The organism is Halobacillus campisalis (assembly GCF_030345335.1).
GTDB classification, from domain to species: Bacteria; Bacillota; Bacilli; order Bacillales; family Halobacillaceae; genus Halobacillus_A; species Halobacillus_A campisalis.
Map to the genome: position 1 here is coordinate 1 of NZ_JAPVRC010000002.1, position 18,259 is coordinate 18,259.

An 18,259-nucleotide genomic window follows, 5' to 3' on the forward strand; every position below is an offset into this window, starting at 1 on the left:
CTCAATCAACGATGTAGTGGCGACAGCGAAGAGGTCACACCTGTTCCCATGCCGAACACAGTAGTTAAGCTCTTCAGCGCCGATGGTAGTCGGGTTTACCCCCGTGAGAGTAGGACGCTGCTACGTCGTTTCAATTAAATTTTATGGGAACTTAAAGATTATTCCCACAATATCGCGGGGTAGAGCAAGACCGTAAAACATCTTGCAAAACATCCCTGTAGGTCTTGCGACGAGCGTAAGCTTCAACGAATAAGCTTGCAACGTGAGGAGCAGTCTTACAAAAATTATAATGGGAACTTATAAAGAGTTTTCCACAATATCGCGGGGTAGAGCAGTTCGGTAGCTCGTCGGGCTCATAACCCGGAGGTCGCAGGTTCAAATCCTGCCCCCGCAACCAAATTATTTTCAAAGCTCAACTTGTGTTGAGTTTAGTAGTGTTTTAAATGGTCCGGTAGTTCAGTTGGTTAGAATGCCTGCCTGTCACGCAGGAGGTCGCGGGTTCGAGTCCCGTCCGGACCGCCATTACATCTAATATTACAGCCTTAGGGATTCTTTCCTAAGGCTTTTCTTTTGTCTTTTTTTATTTTCATGATATTACTTGGTATAATGGTTTTATTGTGAAGAAACGTACGGTTTCTTTAACGCAGGACGAGAGGGGTTTTAGCTATGGACGAGTTTTCTTTTATCGATTCGATCCGGCCGTCCGCCTATTTACAGCCTTCGCTGATTAAGGGAGTGAGTGATGATGCTGCCGTGTTCCGTCAGCCTTCTGAGGATATTGTGACGGCGGTCGATACGATGGTGGAGGACGTTCATTTTTCCAGAGAGACAATGCAGCCATACCATATAGGTTACCGGGCGCTGGCTGCGAATCTAAGTGATTTAGCTGCGATGGGAAGCACGCCTGCCTTTTACTTAGTATCACTTGTCGTTCCAAGCGATTGGACACAGGAAGAGCTGGGAGAAGTATATCGGGGCATGCGCTCGCTTGCCAGCGAATACCATATGGATTTAATTGGGGGCGATACGGTTTCTGGCAAGCAGCTTTGTGTCTCCATTACGGTTTTTGGCTACGTCGTAAAAGATAAAGCGCGCTATCGAAGTGCCGCTCAATCAGGAGATATCGTCTTTGCGACGGGTACATTAGGTGACGCTCGCGCGGGACTTGAATGTATACTTAATGGGGTGAATGATCCATATTTAATACAAAGGCATCGTACACCTGATCCGCGTATTAATTTTGCCAAACGATTATCGTCCTTCTCTCGTGTTGCGTTAAATGACGTAAGTGATGGAATTGCTAATGAAGCAAATGAGATTGCTGAAGCTTCAAAGGTTGAGCTTCATTTAAACTTTGAGCAAATCCCTTACACCTCTCAAATTTCTGAGTTGTTCCCTTCTCGTTATGAAGACTGGGTGCTTTCAGGAGGAGAAGATTTTGAGTTAATAGGCACGGTTAGTGAAAAGGAATGGCCCCACATCGTCGAGGTTGCGAAGCAAGCGAATACGCCAGTCGTTGAAATTGGCAGAGTGAAAGAAAGCGGTCAAAATGGTGCCGTCTACCTTTATAAGGAAGGAAAACGCTCCATTCTAAATAAATCGGGGTATACCCATTTGCAAGAGGAACGTGATTAGAATGACGACAATAACATGGACAACGCATTCAGAAGAGGATACGAAGCAGTTTGCGGAGAAGCTTGGAGGCTTGCTGCAAGGTGGCGATGTGCTGACGCTTGAGGGCGATTTAGGTGCAGGGAAAACGACCTTTACGAAAGGCCTGGCAAAAGGGCTTGGAGTTAAACGAACGGTGAATAGTCCCACATTTACGATTATAAAAGAGTATATGGGACGGATTCCTTTCTATCATATGGATGTATATCGTCTAGAGGATAGTGATGAGGATTTAGGGTTTGAAGAGTTTTTTAATGGAGAAGGTGTGACTGTAGTGGAGTGGTCACAGTTCATTGAAGATTACTTGCCAGAGGAGCGTTTAGAATTAACGATTGAGTATGTGGACGATACGTCACGAAAAATCTCTATTACTGCTCGTTCCAATCATTTTGAACAAGTGTGTAAGGAGATGAGTACATGAATGTGCTGGCGATGGATACGTCAAATGATGTGTTAGGTCTCTCCATAGTTAAAGACGGAATAGTGGCAGGCGAACTAATGACTAACGTGAAAAAAAATCATTCGATTCGTTTGATGCCTGCGATTGATCAATTGATGCGTGACACGCAAACGAAGCCTGAAGAACTGGATCGAATAGCAGTAGCTCACGGCCCAGGCTCTTACACAGGGGTGCGGATCGGCTTAACGACAGCGAAAACGATGGCATGGTCGTTAGGTATTCCAGTAGTCGGGATCTCGAGCCTTAAGGCCTTGGCCAGCCAGGGTCGCCTTTATGAAGGATATATCTGTCCTTTTTTTGATGCTAGAAGAGGTCTTGTTTATACGGGCTTGTATGATACGAAGCTAAATCTCATCAAAGAAGAGACGAACCTTCTAATGTCAGATTGGCTGGCGTCATTAAAAGATCTCAACGCACCGATACTGTTCTTAAGTCAGGACATAGCGTTACACAAAGATATGATTGAAGAATACTTAGGAGATCAAGCTGTCATTGCTGACGCAGGCTGTCATTACCCGAGCCCCTCCTATCTGGCGCTTGCGGCAATGGAGAAAGAGCCGGCTTCCCTTCATGAGCTCGTACCGAATTATTTGCGTATTCCCGAAGCAGAAGCGAAGTGGCTGGCTCAGCAGGAGAAACGGTAAATGGTACAGGTGAGAGAAATGAAAGAAGAGGATATTGCTCAAGTAATGGTAGTAGAGCATGCTGCCTTTGCCGTACCCTGGACAGAGGAAACGTTCAGAAATGAAGTAAACGGCGAGAATCCTTACGCGCACTATTATGTCATTGAAAATCAAGGGGAAGTTTTCGGGTATTGCGGCGTCTGGCTGATTATTGATGAAGCGCACGTAACCAATATTGCGATCCATCCAGATCACCGCGGGAAAAAGTACGGCGAGCAGCTGTTCCGCTATTCTTTTGAACAGGTCATTGAGATGGGAGCCATTCAGCTGAGCCTGGAGGTACGGGTGTCCAATATGGCAGCGCAGCATTTATATCGTAAATTCGGACTTGTGCCTGGCGGTATAAGGAAAAATTACTATACTGACAATGGAGAAGACGCATTAGTCATGTGGGTGGGGTTAAAATGAGTAAAGATCAATATGTTTTAGCGATTGAAACGAGCTGTGATGAAACAGCTGTGGCTATTGTAAAAAATGAACGCGAGCTAGTAACGAATGTGGTGGCTTCTCAAATAGAAAGCCATAAGCGGTTTGGCGGAGTTGTTCCGGAAATTGCTTCCCGTCACCATATCGAACAGATTACGCTGACGCTGGAAGAGGCGCTTACGCAGGCAGAAATGACGATCGATGATATTGAAACCATTGCGGTAACAGAAGGCCCTGGGCTTGTCGGAGCATTACTTGTGGGGGTCAATGCTGCAAAAGCACTGGCGTTCGCCAAGCAGAAGCCGCTAGTCGGCGTGCATCATATCGCTGGTCATATTTACGCCAATCGGTTAGAAAAAGAATTCGAATTTCCACTGCTTTCTCTCGTAGTTTCCGGGGGCCATACAGAGCTTATTTTAATGGACGAGCATGGAAGCTTTGAAGTGATTGGAGAAACGCGTGACGATGCCGCAGGTGAAGCGTACGACAAAGTAGCACGTACGTTAAAGCTTCCTTATCCAGGTGGTCCACACATCGATAAGCTTGCTCAGGAAGGAGAAGTCTCGATTGATTTTCCAAGAGCATGGCTTGAGGATGGATCCTATGATTTTAGCTTCAGTGGTTTAAAGTCAGCAGTTATCAACAAGCTGCACAACGCGAAGCAGAAAAATGAAGAAATTCCTCCACAAGATGTGGCAGCGAGTTTTCAAGAAAGTGTAGTGGACGTGTTATCCACAAAAACATATAAGGCCGCTAAAGAATATGGAGTGAAGCAGGTCATTGTGGCCGGTGGAGTTGCAGCAAATAAAGGATTACGCGCGGCGTTAAAGGATAAGTTTAAAGAAGAGGAGTGTGAATTACTCATTCCTCCACTGCACTTATGCACAGATAACGCAGCGATGATTGCAGCAGCAGGCGCTGTGGCTTATCAACAGGGACATCGTTCCGGTTATGATTTGAACGCAAACCCTGGCTTAGACTTGGAAATGTACGGTAAAAGAGGCTCCTAAACTCCCTTAATAAGGGAGTTTTTTTCATGAGGGAGTGGCTTAACGTAAGGCTGTAGAAGGAGGTGACTTTAAAAGTTATGCACATTTGTATATTTATGCAGTGGATAAAATAATTATCATATTGAAATTAAAGGAGAGAAAACGCTACCAATTTTTGTGGATAAGTTGACAACTACCTGTGGATAGTGTGGATTAAAATGTTGAAAACCGATAATATCCATACACAACTGTTGAAAAGTATGTGGATAAGATTATAGTTGACATTCAACTCTATGCAACGGGCATTTTGATTAAATTGAAAAACCTGTGAACTACTGATAACATGATGGAAAAACGTACTTAGTAAATGAGGGAATGAGCATGCCTAGAGAATCGAAACGGCATAAAATCTTAGAAGCTGCCGCGTTAATCGTTAAAGAGCAGGGCAGTGATGCTTTAACGTTAGATGCTGTCTCTAAAAGAGCAGAGGTCAGCAAAGGTGGACTCTTGTATCACTTTTCGACAAAAGAAGCTCTCGTGCAGGGGCTTGTGCAGCATATGAATGAAATCTATCGTGCCAATGTTGAGGAGCTTGTGGAAAAAGATACAGAAGAGACGGGCAAATGGGCCAGATCATTTATTAACGTCATGCATGCAAAAAGCTTGGAAAACGAAACGATCAGTGCTGGAATGTTAGCAGCTCAGGGGATGAACACTAAACTGCTCAAGCCGTTGCAAGATACATATGCAGATTGGCAGAATCATATCGAGCATGACGGAATTGATCAAGTAGATGCTACTATCATGCGCCTGGCGGTTGATGGCTTATGGCTGTCAGAAATTTTTGGTCTTGGCCCTTTGAACCCCAGTCTTAGGAAAGAGGTTCTTGAGCGGTTAACCGAACATACGCACAGAACAGAAGAGCAGACAAAAAAACAGTAATTCTATCGTGTGAAGTTGAAATGCTAAAGTAAAATGAAAAGCACTCAAAGGAACTAGGATTAGTCATTAAAATAACAACCGAATGCGACTAAAAAGCCAGAAAAAACACCTCTAAAGGTTAATTAGAGGCGTTTTTTCTGGCTTGTTTTTGTTTGTTCTTTCTTAGAGACTATGGAATCAGTTATTTTCAATAGTTGTAGATCGTGAATGGGAACCCTCTCGTGCCGGCCAAAAGCCGCCGATCAAGGCACCGGCTAAAGCAGGTAATATCCAGCCAAGCCCGATATCATAAAGCGGTAAATACTCAAGGTAAAGCTGCTTCACTGATTCAATTGATGAAAGAGTCGCCCCAGGAACGCTTTCAGCTAAGGTACTGTAGCCATCAACGATACTGACGAAAAACGTAAAGAACATGGATGTGGCATATACACTGCGCTTGTGGTCGAATAGGGAAGAGCACAGCCCTAATAAAATAAGGACAATAGCCAGCGGATATAAAAACATCAATACCGGCAAAGCAAATTGTATGATGTTGTTTAAGCCGAAGTTTGCGATTGTAAAGGATACTAGACATAGCACAAGTACGAACGCCTGATAGCTGACTTTTGGAAATGTTTCATGAAAAAATTCACTGCACGCACTGATCAGCCCTATGCTTGTCTTCAAACAAGCCAGCACAATAATAATAGCAAGTAAAATCGCCCCAAACGACCCGAAAAAATATTGAGCGACTGCCGCAAAGATCAGGCCACCATTATCGAATGTCCCAACAGCTGCTACACTAGAAGCCCCCATATAGGCAATCAACCCATAAATCACCATCATTAAGCCCATGGCGAAGATGCCTGACTTCCAGGTCGTTTTTGCAATGGCCTTCGTGTCTGTAATTCCCTGGCTTTTAATCGCATGAATAACAACAATACCGAAAGCGAGAGAGGCTAGAGCATCCATCGTGTTATAGCCTTCTTTAAAGCCTGTCATAAACGCCAGTTGATTGTAGTCACCCGCAGGTGCGCCAAAGCTCCCCATTGGTCGAACAATCGCCACAATGATTAATACGAATAAGAACACTAAGAATGTCGGCGTTAAGTATTTTCCGATGTAATCCATAATTTTGGCTGGATTTAGAGAGAAATAATAGACAACCCCAAAGAATAAGAAGCTGAAGATTCCTAACCATAAACTTGCATGATCCGGATTCATAAACGGTTCAAAACCGATAACAAATGGTACAGTTGCTGTTCGTGGAATGGCAAAAAACGGACCGATGGTTAAGTAAAGAATCATCGCAAAGGTGAGCCCAAATAGAGGATGAACGCGGCTCGCTAAATCACGCAAGCCATTACTTCCTGATAATCCAATGGCTAAAATTCCTAAAAACGGCAGACCTATTGCTGTCACGATAAAGCCGATTAATGCCGGCCAGAAGTTTGTTCCGGCCATCTGACCTAACTGGATCGGGAAAATTAAGTTCCCCGCCCCAAAGTACAGCCCAAACAACATCGTACCTATTAGAGCATACGTAGAAAATGGTATTTTGTTTTGCATATTTCTTGTTCCCTTCTCGTTGTAAAATGAGTACTGCATTTTTAAAACAATAAAAATAATACTATCAGGGATTGGGAAAAGGAACAATATGAAATATCAATCTAAAGCTCCACGACTTAAATAAAAATACTCGTATTGGAATAAGCTAGAAGTATAATAAATCCTCCTATGGAGCTATTTTGGATAATTTTACATAAAATTGTTAAAAAATTCTGTCTCCTTTGCTAGGCTTAAAGGAATCAAAATATTGAAGGAGGAAGATACATAATGAAGTTATCAATTAAAAGTAAGCAAATGGTTATTCTGTTTCTCATCGCGTTCTTAACGTTCGCTCCTTCCCAAGCCGTGGAAGACACTCAAGTAAATGCTTCATCTGAGGACACAGCGTTATCAACTCAAATTGACGAAATTTTAAATGATGGGAGGTTAGATGGAGCATTAGCTGGTGTTAGTGTACGTTCAGCTGAGAGTGGAGAACTGTTGTATGAAAACGACGGTGATATTCGATTAAAACCCGCTTCTAATATGAAACTTTTAACCGGTGCTGCTGCCCTTGAAACGCTAGGTCCCGACTATACGTTCACAACAGAGGTATTAACCGACGGAAGCATCAAAGGTAAGAAGCTGCATGGTGACTTATACTTAAAAGGCAAAGGCGACCCGACGGTAATGGAAGATGACATTCAAGCATTTGCTCAGTCCGTAAAAGAAGCTGGTATAGAGGAGGTCAAAGGAGATCTTCTTGCTGATGATACATGGTATGACGATATTCGATTATCAGAGGATATCTCGTGGAATGATGAAACCAACTATACAGCTGCTCAAATCTCAGCACTAACTGTATCACCAAACGAAGATTATGATGCGGGCACTGTGATTGTCGAAGTGTATCCTGCAGATGAAGAAGGGGAGGAGGCGGAGGTAAAAGTCACTCCTGAAAATGATTATGTGCAAATTGTTAATAAAACAGAGACCACAGCTTCCGATCAGCCTAAAGATATTTCCATTGAACGTGAGCATGGCACCAATCAAATTGTTGTTGAAGGAGAAATCCCGATTGAAGGCACACGATCACGCTCCTGGGTGGCTGTTTCAGAACCTGCAGGGCTTACTTTAGATTTATTTCACAAGGCATTAGGCAAAGAAGGAATAAAAGTTAAGGGTGAAACACGTGCAGACGGAAAAACTCCCGAATCAGCAGAATTACTTGTAGATAACGAGTCCATGCCACTGGAAGAGCTGTTTATTCCATTTATGAAGCTCAGTAATAACGGCCATGCGGAAGTGTTGATCAAAGAGATGGGTAAAGTTGTCCATGATGAAGGCAGCTGGGATAAGGGTTTTGAAGTGGTGGAAGATTTTCTTCACGATAACGACGTCAATGCTGAGACGATGAGACTGCGTGACGGGTCCGGCATGTCACATGTGAACATGGTCCCTGCAAACGAAATTTCAAAGCTGCTTTACCAAGTTCAAAACAAAGAGTGGTTCCCAGCTTATTTGAATTCTCTTCCTGTTGCCGGAAATAGTGAACGCTTTGTCGGCGGAACACTGCGATACAGAATGGGCAATACGGCTGCAGAAGATAATGTACAAGCGAAAACAGGATCCATAACAGGAGTGAATTCTTTGTCGGGATATGTGACAACAGAAGACGGAGAAAAGCTTATTTTCTCAGTCGTTTTAAACAACTATCTCGAAGGCGTCCAATCCATTGGAGATGAAATTGCTGTGATGTTAGCGGAACATAACTCCGAAGCTGACGAGTAATCATTATCCTCGATATCAGGCAAGCAAATAATAAAAATTCACCAGCTCCTCAGAGAAGCTGGTGAATCAGCTTGTAGTGAAAACATTCAAGTTCTAAGACAAAACCCCTCAAAACGTTTTCCAATTCATAAGTTGTTCCTCACGATAATCCAGCAGCCTTTTAAATTTTTTTGCATTTTAAACTATACAATCCAGACGGTTGATTATAAAGGTGGATTTGAGAACTTTTTGAAAGATTATTAAGTAGATAAAGATTTAATTATTGATAATAGGATCTTATAAAGTGAAGACGCAGAGTGTACAGGACTCGGTAATGCTGATCTGCAGTGTGATACAAAAGAGAGAAAGGTTAACTATCACAAAGGATTGAAAGTAAACAGTCCGGATGGTACACTTTATCCAGATCGAAACAAATATCAATTCAAAGGAGGATCTTTTGAATGAAACATAAAGTATTGCTTACTTCTGCCGTTACAGGGGCAGGAGACACGTTAGAAAAAAATCCACATGTACCGGTGACACCGAAAGAAATCGCAGAATCAGCGATTGAATCAGCAAAAGCAGGAGCGACGGTTGCGCATGTCCATGCCCGTGATCATAAGACTGGCGGCATCAGCCATGATGTCGAACATTATCGGGAAATCGTTGATCGCATTCGTGAATCAGAGACAGATGTGATCATTAATATTACCTCCGGGGGCGGGGGAGATTTCATCCCAAGTTTGAACACCCCGGCTGCTGGCGGAGATGGTACAGACATACAAACTCCTGCAGAGCGTCACGAGCCGGTGGGCGAGCTGCTTCCCGAAATGTGTACACTCGATTGCGGAAGCACGAACTTCGGCGACATGATTTATATGAGCCCGACGGACTGGCTGAGAGACCAGGCGAAACTTATTCAGGAGAGCGGCGTAAAGCCGGAGCTTGAGTGTTTCGACACCGGGCACATTCGTTTTGCGAATCAATTAGTGAAAGAAGGACTGGTCGATGGAGATCCGATGTATCAGTTTTGTCTAGGTATTCCATGGGGAGCGGCTGCGGATGCTGAGACGATGATTTATATGCAGAACAGGATTCCGGAGAATGCGCACTGGTCTGCTTTTGGCATCGGACGTATGCAGATGCCGATGGCTTCTCAATCGGCACTCCTTGGAGGAAATGTCCGCGTCGGGTTAGAGGATAATATTTATTTATCAAAAGGCGTCCCTGCGAAAAATGAACAGCTGGTAGATAAAGCTGTTACGATGCTGAACGGATTAGATCTAGAACCAATGACTCCCCAGGAAGCACGTGAATATTTCAATCTACGCCATCCGTCTGGAGGTAAATAACCATGAAAATCGCAATAGTAGGAACAGGAGTCATCGGGAATGGCTGGATTACTCGTATGCTTGCTCAAGGATACGACGTTGTGGCCACAGACCCAGCTGAAGGAGCAAAAGAACGCATGCGTCAAGCGGTTGATCAGGGCTGGCCTTTCGCAGAAGCGCTTGGTTTAGCGGAAGGAGCTTCCAAGGAACGTTTGACGTTTGAAAAAGAATTAGCAGATGCCGTAAAGGATGCTGATTTCATACAAGAAAACGTTCCGGAAGTAGAAGAGTTGAAACAAAAGGTACTGCATAGTATTGACGAGCATGCAAAACCAGAAGCACTAATCGGGTCCAGTACGTCTGGCATCATGCCATCAGAACTGCAGGAGAACCTTCAGCATCCTGAACGTTTCGTAGTCGCGCATCCTTTCCACCCGGTTTATATTCTGCCGCTCGTTGAAGTCGTTGCAGGAAAACAGACAACTTTAGAGAATGTAGAAAGAGCGAAGGCTTTTTACGAAAGCATTAATATGAGGGTACTGCTCGTGCGCCATGAGATTGAAGGTCACATTGCCGACCGTCTCATTGAAGCGATCTGGAGAGAATCTCTTCACATCGTCAACGAAGGTATCGCCACGACAGAAGAAGTCGATAAAGCATTCACGCACGGCGCCGGTCTTCGTTATGCGCAATATGGACCTTTCTTAACCTTCCACTTAGCAGGCGGCGAGGGCGGCATGCGCCACATGCTGAAACAATTCGGACCCGCATTGAAAAAGCCGTGGACGAAGCTGGAAGCACCAGAGCTTACGGATAACCTTTATAATAAAGTAGTGTCAGGCTGTGAAGCGCAGTCAAACGGCATGTCCATGTCCGAACTTGATCAAAATCGTAACGAATTTTTAATTCGATTATACGATTTAGTTCAGGAGTATTGGCCAAAAGAGCAAGAGAAAACCAACGTATAAAGGAGAGGTCGTCGTGGATTTTCAATTTAAATACACCGTCCCTTCAGAGTGGGTCGATTACAACGGTCACATGAACGATGCGGAATACAATCGAGCATTCAGTCAGGCGACCGATGCTTTTGTCGATCATATCGGACTCGATGAACCATCCCGCAGCCATTTTCAGTACACGATGTTCACATTAGAAACCCATACGTGTTACTTGCAGGAGATGAAAGAAGGAGCGTCATTTACCATTACAGCCCAGGTGCTGGATTATGATGCGAAGCGCGTCCACTTATTTTTATCTATGCATAACGCTGAGGGAGATCTTGTCGCCACATTAGAAGAAATGCTGATGGGTGTCGATCAAAACGAAGGGCGTGCTGCTCCTTTTCCAAAAGCAGTTGAAGAAAAATTGGATGCCGTCTATCAGAAGCATGCGAATCAGGAACAGCCAAAACAGGCAGGCCGGACAATCGGTATTCGAAGGAAATAAAAGAAGCGGAAGACAAGCATTCCAGGAGACTGGGTGCTTGTCTTTTTTATAGGTTATGTTAAACGTCGTTATTTCATAAGAAAGTTATTCAACAATACAGCAGGATGGTTGAATATTCCGAGACGATGGGTTTGTTACCGTACGAAAATTCAGGTGTGGTTGGGAAACAACTCGCTTTCCTGCGGGGGACCTGGCAAGCTTCCTCGGGCTTCGCCCTGTGGGATCTTGCCTAGACCCTTCTCCCGCGGGAGTCTCGCCGTTTCCCAACCCCCCCATCCCAAATGAAATGAACGAACCCTTGTGCATTTGAACAGAAGGGTCTTCAGGGGTCTCATCTAACCTGCGTATTACATTACGCTGAAAGAAGCGCTTCCGCTTTCAAAGCTGGAAGTCTCCCCATAATCTCCCCACCCATCACTATATATGCATTTCGAACCCGCTTGAACATAAGTGTTCTTAAATAATTGCGGGGGCATCACACGACAATGCCGTGGTTATAGCAATTTTAGTTTTAATAACTCTTGAAACTTGAAGGTCGTTTCGAGTACCTTTCAAACGTATGGTGGCTTTAGAAAACGGTGAGACTCCTGCGGGATGTACATGGTCTGTGAGATCCCGGAAGGCGAAGCCTGAGGAAGCTCACCACATGCCCGCGGAAAGCGATCCGTTTTCTAAAGCCGCCATCTCTACATACAAAAGTCTCGAAACGGCTCTCATTCAAAAGCGGTTATTTTTTATGTGAAGCACCTCATGAAATATTCCCATTCTGATTGAAAGCGAGTGATTTCCCGGACCTTCAAACTCCATTCATTAGGAACGAAAACTCCCTTATATCTCGAAGTCTTGGCATGAGATAAAAGGGAGCTTAGTACAGGTCACCACGGAAATTAAAAAGAACTTTTTATAAGTAAGCAGCGGAGGTTTGTATATATGCTAAGATAAATATAATGAGGAAGCAGTAACGTCAAACAGATAGAGGTGAGTATTATTAAGATTGCTATCATAATCATTGCCATTGTATCTTTAATCGGATTAGTATTAACATTATTAGTCGCAGGGAAAAGTGATGAGAATTATAGTTCTTCCACACGAAAAAATTTAACCGCTCTTTCAATGATTTATGTAGTTGCTATCGTTGGATCCTTCATCGCATTAGCCATATTTATAGTAAGTTGAGACTTGGAAAATAGTACATAATAAATGCTCAGAGTATCTATCGACACTCTGAGCATATCTCTTTAGGAATCCAAAGCTTCCCATTCTTCAAGCAGAGCTTCCATCCGCTCCTGATACTGTTCATTCCTTTCTGTCAGCTCCAGTGATTTCTCGTGATCCTGGAAAATCTCCGGCTCACATAACAGCGCATCATTTTCTTCCACTTTTGCTTCGATTTGTTCAATTTCCTGTTCAATCTCAGTGATACGCCGCTTTCGTTTACGTTCTTCGCTTTTCTGGGCTTTATCCTGCTGAAAGCTCGTTTTCGTTTCCTGCTCGGAAGGTTTCGTTTCAAACTGGGCTCGTTCGGCTTCTTCCAGCTGTCTCAGTTCTTCCTCTTCCTGCAGTTTGTGTACATAGTAATCGTAGTCTCCGAGGAAGACGCGGGTTTGTTCCGGTTTCATCTCGACGACCTGGGAGGCGATTTTGTTAATGAAATAACGGTCGTGGGACACGAAAAGCAGGGTGCCAGGGTAATCTACAAGCGCTGCTTCAAGCACCTCTTTACTATCTAAATCGAGGTGGTTGGTCGGCTCATCGAGAACGAGGAAGTTCGCTTCCTGCATCATCAGCTTTGCTAACGCCAGCCGTGCTTTCTCGCCACCGCTCAGTGCCGATACGGGTTTTAGCACATCTTCTCCGGAAAATAGGAAGTTACCTAAGATCGTACGGATATCTTTTTCATTTTTGTGTGGATAATCGTCCCATAATTCGTTGAGGACGGATTTCTTCGAGTTCAGCTTTGTCTGCTCCTGGTCATAGTAGCCGATCTGGACATTTGTACCGATTTTCATGTCGCCTTTTACGGCTTCTAGCTCCCTGGTGATCGTTTTCAACAATGTCGTTTTCCCGACGCCGTTTGGTCCGACGAGAGCAAAGGAATCACCGCGCTGGACATCAAGTGACAGGTGTTCGAACAAATACGGCGCTTCGCGGTTATAGCTGAATGCCAGATCCCGCAGCTTCAACACGTCATTTCCGCTTTTCTTCTCCACCTGGAAACTGAACTTTGCCGATTGCTGATCAGCTTTCGGTTTATCGAGCTTGTCCATTTTCTCGAGCTGCTTACGTCGGCTTTGTGCCCGCTTACTCGTCGTCGCACGGACGATGTTTTTCTGGACAAACTCTTCCATCTGTTTAATTTCGCTTTGCTGCTTCTCGTAATGCTTCAGCTCCAGCTCATAATCTTCTTCTTTTTTCTTTAAATAGCTGCTGTAGTTGCCGTGATACTTTTTCGACCCCTGGTGGGCGATTTCATAGACGGTATTGACGACTTTATCAAGGAAGTAACGGTCGTGGGATACGATGACGACCGCGCCTTCATAGCCTTGAAGATAACCTTCGAGCCAGGCAAGTGTATCGATGTCCAAATGGTTGGTCGGTTCATCGAGAATCAAGACGTCAGGCTTCGTCAAAAGCAGCTTGCCTAGCGCAAGACGTGTTTTCTGTCCGCCGCTCAAGCTTGAGATCGGAGTGCTCCAATCGAAGTTGTGGAAATTCAAGCCGTTCAGTACCGACTTGATTTCCGCCTCGTATTGATAACCGCCCGTCATTTTAAAATAATCCTGCTTGTCATCATACGTTTTCAATAGTTTCTGGTACGCTTCATAGTCGTTAAGAAGGTCAGGATCTGCCATATCGGCTTCCATCGTACGCAGTTCTTTTTCAAGCTTCTTTATATGGGAGAAAACACTTTCCATTTCATTCCATATTGTATCGGACGACTGCAGCCCCGTATTTTGTGCGAGGTAGCCCATCGTCACGTCCTTTGGTTTGAAAATATCACCCGAATCATAACTCATATCACCGGCCATCATTTTCAGCAAGGTACTTTTCCCTGCTCCGTTTCTGCCGACAATTGCCAGACGATCATGCATCTGGACTTCCAATTTAATATTTTCTAAAATCAACTCTGCCCCGAATCGCTTTGTCAATTGGTTCAATTGCATCAGAATCATTTCGTTTCACCTCAATGAGACAAGTGTATCTTATATAGGATGAGAGTAGCAAGAAGAGGGGCCTTTAGATTGTGAATGATGTAACATTTCCGTTTGATTTTTTGGTAAAATAGGAGTAATGTTTGAGTAACTAAGCTGTAAAAAAGTTAAAGGAGTCCGAGCATGTCAGAATTCACTCATTTCAATGAGCAGGGCCGGGCCCGAATGGTAGATATCTCTGAGAAAAATGATACTGTTCGAACGGCCGTTGCACGAACAAGTGTCGAAGTCAACGAAACGATTTATCATAAAATCACAAATGGTGACATAGAGAAGGGCGACGTGCTATCGGTCGCTCAAGTAGCTGGCATCATGGCCGCTAAGAAAACGCCTGACTGGATCCCGATGTGTCATCCGCTTCCCCTTAAAGGAATCGATGTCACGTTCGATTGGGAAACAGAGGAAAGCTATACGCTGCTCATCCGAGTGTCGGTTAAGACGAAGGGGAGCACAGGGGTTGAAATGGAAGCGTTAACGGCCGCGTCTGCGACGGCGCTCACCGTGTACGACATGTGTAAAGCCGTAGACAAGGGAATCGTTATTGGAGCTACTTATCTGGAAGAAAAAACAGGAGGCAAATCCGGCGATTACCAGAGATAGGAACGGTAAGAGGAGGTTTAGAGGATGGATATAGAAAACGCAAAGATTCCACAAGCAACAGCGAAACGTCTTCCGCTGTACTATAGATTTATTAACAATCTCCACAGCCAGGGGAAAATGAGAGTCTCCTCCAAAGAGCTCAGTGAAGCGGTTAAGGTAGATTCCGCTACAATACGGCGCGATTTTTCGTATTTTGGAGCCCTCGGTAAGAAGGGGTATGGGTATAACGTAGAATACCTGCTGTCCTTTTTCAGAAAAACGCTCGATCAGGACGAAACGACGAACGTCGCCCTCATCGGCGTCGGAAACCTCGGAACCGCGTTCTTAAATTACAATTTCACGAAAAACAATAATACGAAAATCCAAATTGCCTTCGATGCAAGCGACGATCGAATCGGTGATACGGTCGGCGGCGTACCGATCAAGCATATAGATGAATTAGAGGAATACATCGATGGCATTTCGGTGGCGATTTTGACCGTGCCCGCCCAGGCGGCGCAGGGCATTGCCGATCGGTTAGTGAAAGCGAACATTTCCGGAGTGCTTAACTTCACGCCGGCTCGTATCACTGTGCCTTCGAGCGTTCGTGTGCATCATATTGATTTGGCGGTCGAGCTGCAGGCACTCGTCTATTTTCTCAAGCATTATCCGCTGGACGGAGAACTAGAAGACGAATTATAAGCAAAAGCAAAGCCCCGTTCATCACGAGCGGGGCTTTATTTGTGTATTATTCCGTTGTATTTTTCCATTTTTCGTCAATAAGCATTTTCCCAGGCCATGTATACGCCATGAGACCGCCATCGACGGTTATATCTTCACCTGTAACGTACGAGCTTTCATCAGATGCTAAAAATAAAGCTACATCAGCCACTTCTTCCGGACGGCCTAAGCGTCCCATAGGAGTCACCCACTTATTGGCCTCTCTGAATTCTTTTCCCTGGTCTTGCTGCTTGGAACCGGCAAGTTCATCGATCAGCGGAGTTTCAATCGTGCCTGGGGCAATAGAATTGACACGGATGCCTTCCCGGGCGTAATCAATCGCCATCGCTTTCGTGAAATTCGTAATGCCGCCTTTGGCTGCGTTATAACCGGAGCGGTCCAAATCTGCGGCTCTTCCTGACATGGATGAAGTGTTGATGATCGAACCACTGCCGCCTTCTAACATTAAAGGGATTAAGTACTTGCTCGATAAAAATGTGCCGCGTAAATCGACGGAAATGATCCGGTCGAACAGCTCCACAGGATATTCGTGTACTTTTCCACCTTCTTCATCAATGCCTGCATTGTTGAACAGGATATCGATCGATCCGTATGTTTCTTTTAAATGATCGGCCAAGTTCTGTACGCTTTCTTCGACCGATACGTCCAAGTAATGATATTCGGCATTGCCGCCATCCTCTTTAATTTTCTGCACCGTATCCTCCACTTGTTCTTCATTTATATCTGCACAAACCACAGTGGCTCCTTCGTTTGCGAAAAGCTTGACCGTCGCTTCACCGATGCCGGTAGCTGCACCGGTCACGACAGCTACTTTCTGATCTAGTCTACCCATATTCATCGTACCTCCTTATGATGTATATAGCTGATTACCCATGCTTTTTCAGAGGTAAACCTACCCATTTTAAGTAAAAACGCTTCCAATCGGTTTCTTATGTTTGCGAACGGCGATTGGTGGAATATTTTAAAAGGCTTAAAATTAGAAGCTTCTCATCAAACGAGGCACAAGAATAGAGAACCATTGTTTACAGTGATATAGTAAGGATTAGTTCGAGTTCCGAAATAAATAGAGAGGAGGCCGCTTATGAGCAAAATACCTACAAAATGGCTGGTCGTTATTTCCGTCCTGTTTGGGACGTTTACCGTCATCCTGAACAACAGCATGCTTAACCCGATTCTGCCCCGCTTTATCGAGGTATTTGATTCGAACGCCGTTTCCGTCGGCTGGATACTGACAATCTTCATGGTAGCCATGGGGATGACGATGCCGCTGACCGGTTATTTCGGAGATCGGTTCGGGAAAAAGAAAGTCTATCTGGCAGGACTCAGCCTGTTCATCGTAGGCTCAATTTCAGGCCTGCTGTCTCAAACATTGTCGATGGTCATTATTTCCAGGGCGATCCAGGGGATGGGCGGTGGTCTGATCATGCCGATCGCGATGGCTCTTATATTCAATTCCTTTCCGCGCCATGAACGCGGACTGGCTGTTGGAGTATATGGGGTAGCCGCCATGGTCGCGCCCGCCATCGGCCCGACGATCGGAGGATTTCTCATCCAGTTTCTCGACTGGCCTTGGCTGTTCGCCATCAATATCCCGTTCGGATTGATTGGACTGGCCTTATCCGCTAAGTTTCTTGAGCGGACAGAAACCGATCCGAACAAGCGATTCGATTTACCAGGGTTTGTGATTATTACGCTCGGAATCGGCGCCATTCTGTTTGCGCTGGGACGTGGCCGTGAGATCAGCATGCTTGCTGACCCGCTCAATGTTACGCTGATCGCCTCTGGACTCATCGCTATCGTCGTTTTCGTCTTTTATGAAAATCGCCAGGAAGATCCGCTTCTGAATCTATCCGTATTCAAGGTGCCGACGTATTCCGTGTCGATCCTCGTGACCTCCTCGGCATCGATCGGTTTATTCTCCGGAATCTTTCTGCTGCCTTTACTCATCCAGAATGTGTATGGGCTCAATGAAGTCATGACAGGTCTCTTATTCCTGCCAGCCGCAGCGGCAAGTGGTATTTTCATGTCGCTTGGCGGCAGGCTGCTCGATAAAAAAGGACCGCGGTACGTCGTGCCGCCGGGACTTGCAATCATGGCCGGAGCAACGATCGGCCTTGGTATGCTGAAGCTATCGACCCCGTATTGGCTGATTCTCGTTCTGAACGCCATCCGTGGTATCGGCATGGGCATGGGAAATATGCCGGCGACAACGTCGGGGATGAACTCCATCCCTGAGCATCTCGTCGCTCAAGGCTCAGCGATGAACAATATCATCCGTCAAATTTCATCTTCTTTAGGGATCGTCTTTTTTTCGATCTACTATGAAGTACGACGGGCGCAGATCGCTGCTGCCCCGGATATCGACATGCAGGCGGCAACACTGCAGACGCTGAATGAAGCGTTTCTCGTTTCGGCCGGCATCTTAATTCTCGCTATCCCGTTCTCTTTCATATTAAAAGGCGTACAGGATGACAAATAAAAA

Annotated in this window: 16 protein-coding genes, 2 tRNA genes and 1 rRNA gene; 16 read left to right on the forward strand and 3 right to left on the reverse strand. The window is 45.1% G+C overall.

All coding sequences use genetic code 11. The annotated features are described in order from the left end of the window. Positions 1–12 precede the first annotated feature (12 nt). From rrf to O2Q26_RS04440, 9 genes are all read left to right on the forward strand, one after another. A 5S ribosomal RNA gene (rrf, locus tag O2Q26_RS04400) occupies positions 13–126 on the forward strand. Between the two features lie 194 nt (positions 127–320). Continuing rightward, positions 321–397, forward strand: a tRNA-Met gene (locus O2Q26_RS04405). A gap of 48 nt (positions 398–445) precedes the next feature. After that, positions 446–522: transfer RNA gene (locus tag O2Q26_RS04410), tRNA-Asp, on the forward strand. Between the two features lie 144 nt (positions 523–666). Further along, complete coding sequence (thiL, locus tag O2Q26_RS04415; RefSeq protein ID WP_289214746.1) at positions 667–1,635, forward strand: thiamine-phosphate kinase; 969 nt, start codon at positions 667–669, stop codon at positions 1,633–1,635. A gap of 1 nt (position 1,636) precedes the next feature. Beyond that, the gene (gene tsaE / locus O2Q26_RS04420; protein WP_289214747.1) at positions 1,637–2,092 is read left to right on the forward strand and encodes a tRNA (adenosine(37)-N6)-threonylcarbamoyltransferase complex ATPase subunit type 1 TsaE; all 456 of its coding nucleotides are present in this window, start codon (positions 1,637–1,639) and stop codon (positions 2,090–2,092) included. Further along, complete coding sequence (gene tsaB, locus O2Q26_RS04425) at positions 2,089–2,775, forward strand: tRNA (adenosine(37)-N6)-threonylcarbamoyltransferase complex dimerization subunit type 1 TsaB (protein WP_289214748.1); 687 nt, start codon at positions 2,089–2,091, stop codon at positions 2,773–2,775. Before tsaE ends, tsaB begins: the two co-directional genes overlap by 4 nt. Then, the gene (gene rimI / locus O2Q26_RS04430; RefSeq protein WP_289214749.1) at positions 2,776–3,222 is read left to right on the forward strand and encodes a ribosomal protein S18-alanine N-acetyltransferase; all 447 of its coding nucleotides are present in this window, start codon (positions 2,776–2,778) and stop codon (positions 3,220–3,222) included. Continuing rightward, complete coding sequence (gene tsaD / locus O2Q26_RS04435) at positions 3,219–4,250, forward strand: tRNA (adenosine(37)-N6)-threonylcarbamoyltransferase complex transferase subunit TsaD (RefSeq protein ID WP_289214750.1); 1,032 nt, start codon at positions 3,219–3,221, stop codon at positions 4,248–4,250. Before rimI ends, tsaD begins: the two co-directional genes overlap by 4 nt. 360 nt (positions 4,251–4,610) lie before the next feature. Continuing rightward, entirely contained in the window at positions 4,611–5,171 is a 561-nt protein-coding gene (locus O2Q26_RS04440) for a TetR/AcrR family transcriptional regulator (RefSeq protein ID WP_289214751.1), read from the forward strand. A 177-nt stretch (positions 5,172–5,348) separates the two neighbouring features. Here O2Q26_RS04440 and brnQ read toward each other — a convergent pair whose 3' ends face one another. Beyond that, complete coding sequence (gene brnQ / locus O2Q26_RS04445; RefSeq protein WP_289214752.1) at positions 5,349–6,719, reverse strand: branched-chain amino acid transport system II carrier protein; 1,371 nt, start codon at positions 6,717–6,719, stop codon at positions 5,349–5,351. A 267-nt stretch (positions 6,720–6,986) separates the two neighbouring features. On the opposite strand from brnQ, the gene dacB reads away from it, so the two are divergent. The 4 genes from dacB (at position 6,987) to O2Q26_RS04465 (ending at position 11,245) form a co-directional block, all read left to right on the forward strand. After that, the gene (dacB, locus tag O2Q26_RS04450; RefSeq protein ID WP_289214753.1) at positions 6,987–8,489 is read left to right on the forward strand and encodes a D-alanyl-D-alanine carboxypeptidase/D-alanyl-D-alanine endopeptidase; all 1,503 of its coding nucleotides are present in this window, start codon (positions 6,987–6,989) and stop codon (positions 8,487–8,489) included. A gap of 440 nt (positions 8,490–8,929) precedes the next feature. Continuing rightward, the gene (locus tag O2Q26_RS04455) at positions 8,930–9,820 is read left to right on the forward strand and encodes a beta-keto acid cleavage family enzyme (RefSeq protein ID WP_289214754.1); all 891 of its coding nucleotides are present in this window, start codon (positions 8,930–8,932) and stop codon (positions 9,818–9,820) included. Between the two features lie 2 nt (positions 9,821–9,822). After that, on the forward strand, positions 9,823–10,767 hold the full coding sequence (locus O2Q26_RS04460) for a 3-hydroxyacyl-CoA dehydrogenase NAD-binding domain-containing protein (protein WP_289214755.1): 945 nt from the start codon (positions 9,823–9,825) through the stop codon (positions 10,765–10,767). Between the two features lie 13 nt (positions 10,768–10,780). Beyond that, positions 10,781–11,245: a thioesterase family protein gene (locus tag O2Q26_RS04465; protein WP_289214756.1), complete on the forward strand. Its 465-nt coding sequence runs from the start codon at positions 10,781–10,783 to the stop codon at positions 11,243–11,245. 1,238 nt (positions 11,246–12,483) lie between these two features. On the opposite strand, the gene O2Q26_RS04470 is transcribed toward O2Q26_RS04465, so the two are convergent. Continuing rightward, positions 12,484–14,418 carry an ABC-F family ATP-binding cassette domain-containing protein gene (locus tag O2Q26_RS04470; RefSeq protein WP_289214757.1) on the reverse strand — a complete coding sequence of 645 codons (1,935 nt, stop codon included), beginning with the start codon at positions 14,416–14,418 and terminating at the stop codon, positions 12,484–12,486. A 162-nt stretch (positions 14,419–14,580) separates the two neighbouring features. On the opposite strand from O2Q26_RS04470, the gene moaC reads away from it, so the two are divergent. Then, positions 14,581–15,057 (forward strand): cyclic pyranopterin monophosphate synthase MoaC, encoded by a 477-nt coding sequence (gene moaC, locus O2Q26_RS04475; protein ID WP_289214758.1) that lies wholly within the window; start codon positions 14,581–14,583, stop codon positions 15,055–15,057. Positions 15,058–15,081: 24 nt separating this feature from the next. After that, complete coding sequence (locus O2Q26_RS04480; RefSeq protein ID WP_289214759.1) at positions 15,082–15,738, forward strand: redox-sensing transcriptional repressor Rex; 657 nt, start codon at positions 15,082–15,084, stop codon at positions 15,736–15,738. A 46-nt stretch (positions 15,739–15,784) separates the two neighbouring features. On the opposite strand, the gene O2Q26_RS04485 is transcribed toward O2Q26_RS04480, so the two are convergent. Beyond that, positions 15,785–16,609, reverse strand: a complete 825-nt coding sequence (locus tag O2Q26_RS04485; RefSeq protein WP_289214760.1) for an SDR family oxidoreductase — start codon at positions 16,607–16,609, stop codon at positions 15,785–15,787. A 249-nt stretch (positions 16,610–16,858) separates the two neighbouring features. Between O2Q26_RS04485 and O2Q26_RS04490 the strand changes: the two genes are divergently transcribed. Next, positions 16,859–18,256, forward strand: a complete 1,398-nt coding sequence (locus O2Q26_RS04490) for an MDR family MFS transporter (RefSeq protein ID WP_289214761.1) — start codon at positions 16,859–16,861, stop codon at positions 18,254–18,256. The last annotated feature ends 3 nt before the right edge of the window (positions 18,257–18,259 follow it).

What these genes read in the sequence shown, in the direction of transcription:
- thiL (WP_289214746.1), top strand. Translation starts at nt 667, where the DNA reads ATGGACGAGTTTTCTTTTATCGATTCGATCCGGCCGTCCGCCTATTTA.
- tsaE (WP_289214747.1), top strand. Translation starts at nt 1,637, where the DNA reads ATGACGACAATAACATGGACAACGCATTCAGAAGAGGATACGAAGCAG.
- tsaB (WP_289214748.1), top strand. Translation starts at nt 2,089, where the DNA reads ATGAATGTGCTGGCGATGGATACGTCAAATGATGTGTTAGGTCTCTCC.
- rimI (WP_289214749.1), top strand. Translation starts at nt 2,776, where the DNA reads ATGGTACAGGTGAGAGAAATGAAAGAAGAGGATATTGCTCAAGTAATG.
- tsaD (WP_289214750.1), top strand. Translation starts at nt 3,219, where the DNA reads ATGAGTAAAGATCAATATGTTTTAGCGATTGAAACGAGCTGTGATGAA.
- O2Q26_RS04440 (WP_289214751.1), top strand. Translation starts at nt 4,611, where the DNA reads ATGCCTAGAGAATCGAAACGGCATAAAATCTTAGAAGCTGCCGCGTTA.
- brnQ (WP_289214752.1), bottom strand. Translation starts at nt 6,719, where the DNA reads ATGCAAAACAAAATACCATTTTCTACGTATGCTCTAATAGGTACGATG.
- dacB (WP_289214753.1), top strand. Translation starts at nt 6,987, where the DNA reads ATGAAGTTATCAATTAAAAGTAAGCAAATGGTTATTCTGTTTCTCATC.
- O2Q26_RS04455 (WP_289214754.1), top strand. Translation starts at nt 8,930, where the DNA reads ATGAAACATAAAGTATTGCTTACTTCTGCCGTTACAGGGGCAGGAGAC.
- O2Q26_RS04460 (WP_289214755.1), top strand. Translation starts at nt 9,823, where the DNA reads ATGAAAATCGCAATAGTAGGAACAGGAGTCATCGGGAATGGCTGGATT.
- O2Q26_RS04470 (WP_289214757.1), bottom strand. Translation starts at nt 14,418, where the DNA reads ATGATTCTGATGCAATTGAACCAATTGACAAAGCGATTCGGGGCAGAG.
- moaC (WP_289214758.1), top strand. Translation starts at nt 14,581, where the DNA reads ATGTCAGAATTCACTCATTTCAATGAGCAGGGCCGGGCCCGAATGGTA.
- O2Q26_RS04480 (WP_289214759.1), top strand. Translation starts at nt 15,082, where the DNA reads ATGGATATAGAAAACGCAAAGATTCCACAAGCAACAGCGAAACGTCTT.
- O2Q26_RS04485 (WP_289214760.1), bottom strand. Translation starts at nt 16,609, where the DNA reads ATGGGTAGACTAGATCAGAAAGTAGCTGTCGTGACCGGTGCAGCTACC.
- O2Q26_RS04490 (WP_289214761.1), top strand. Translation starts at nt 16,859, where the DNA reads ATGAGCAAAATACCTACAAAATGGCTGGTCGTTATTTCCGTCCTGTTT.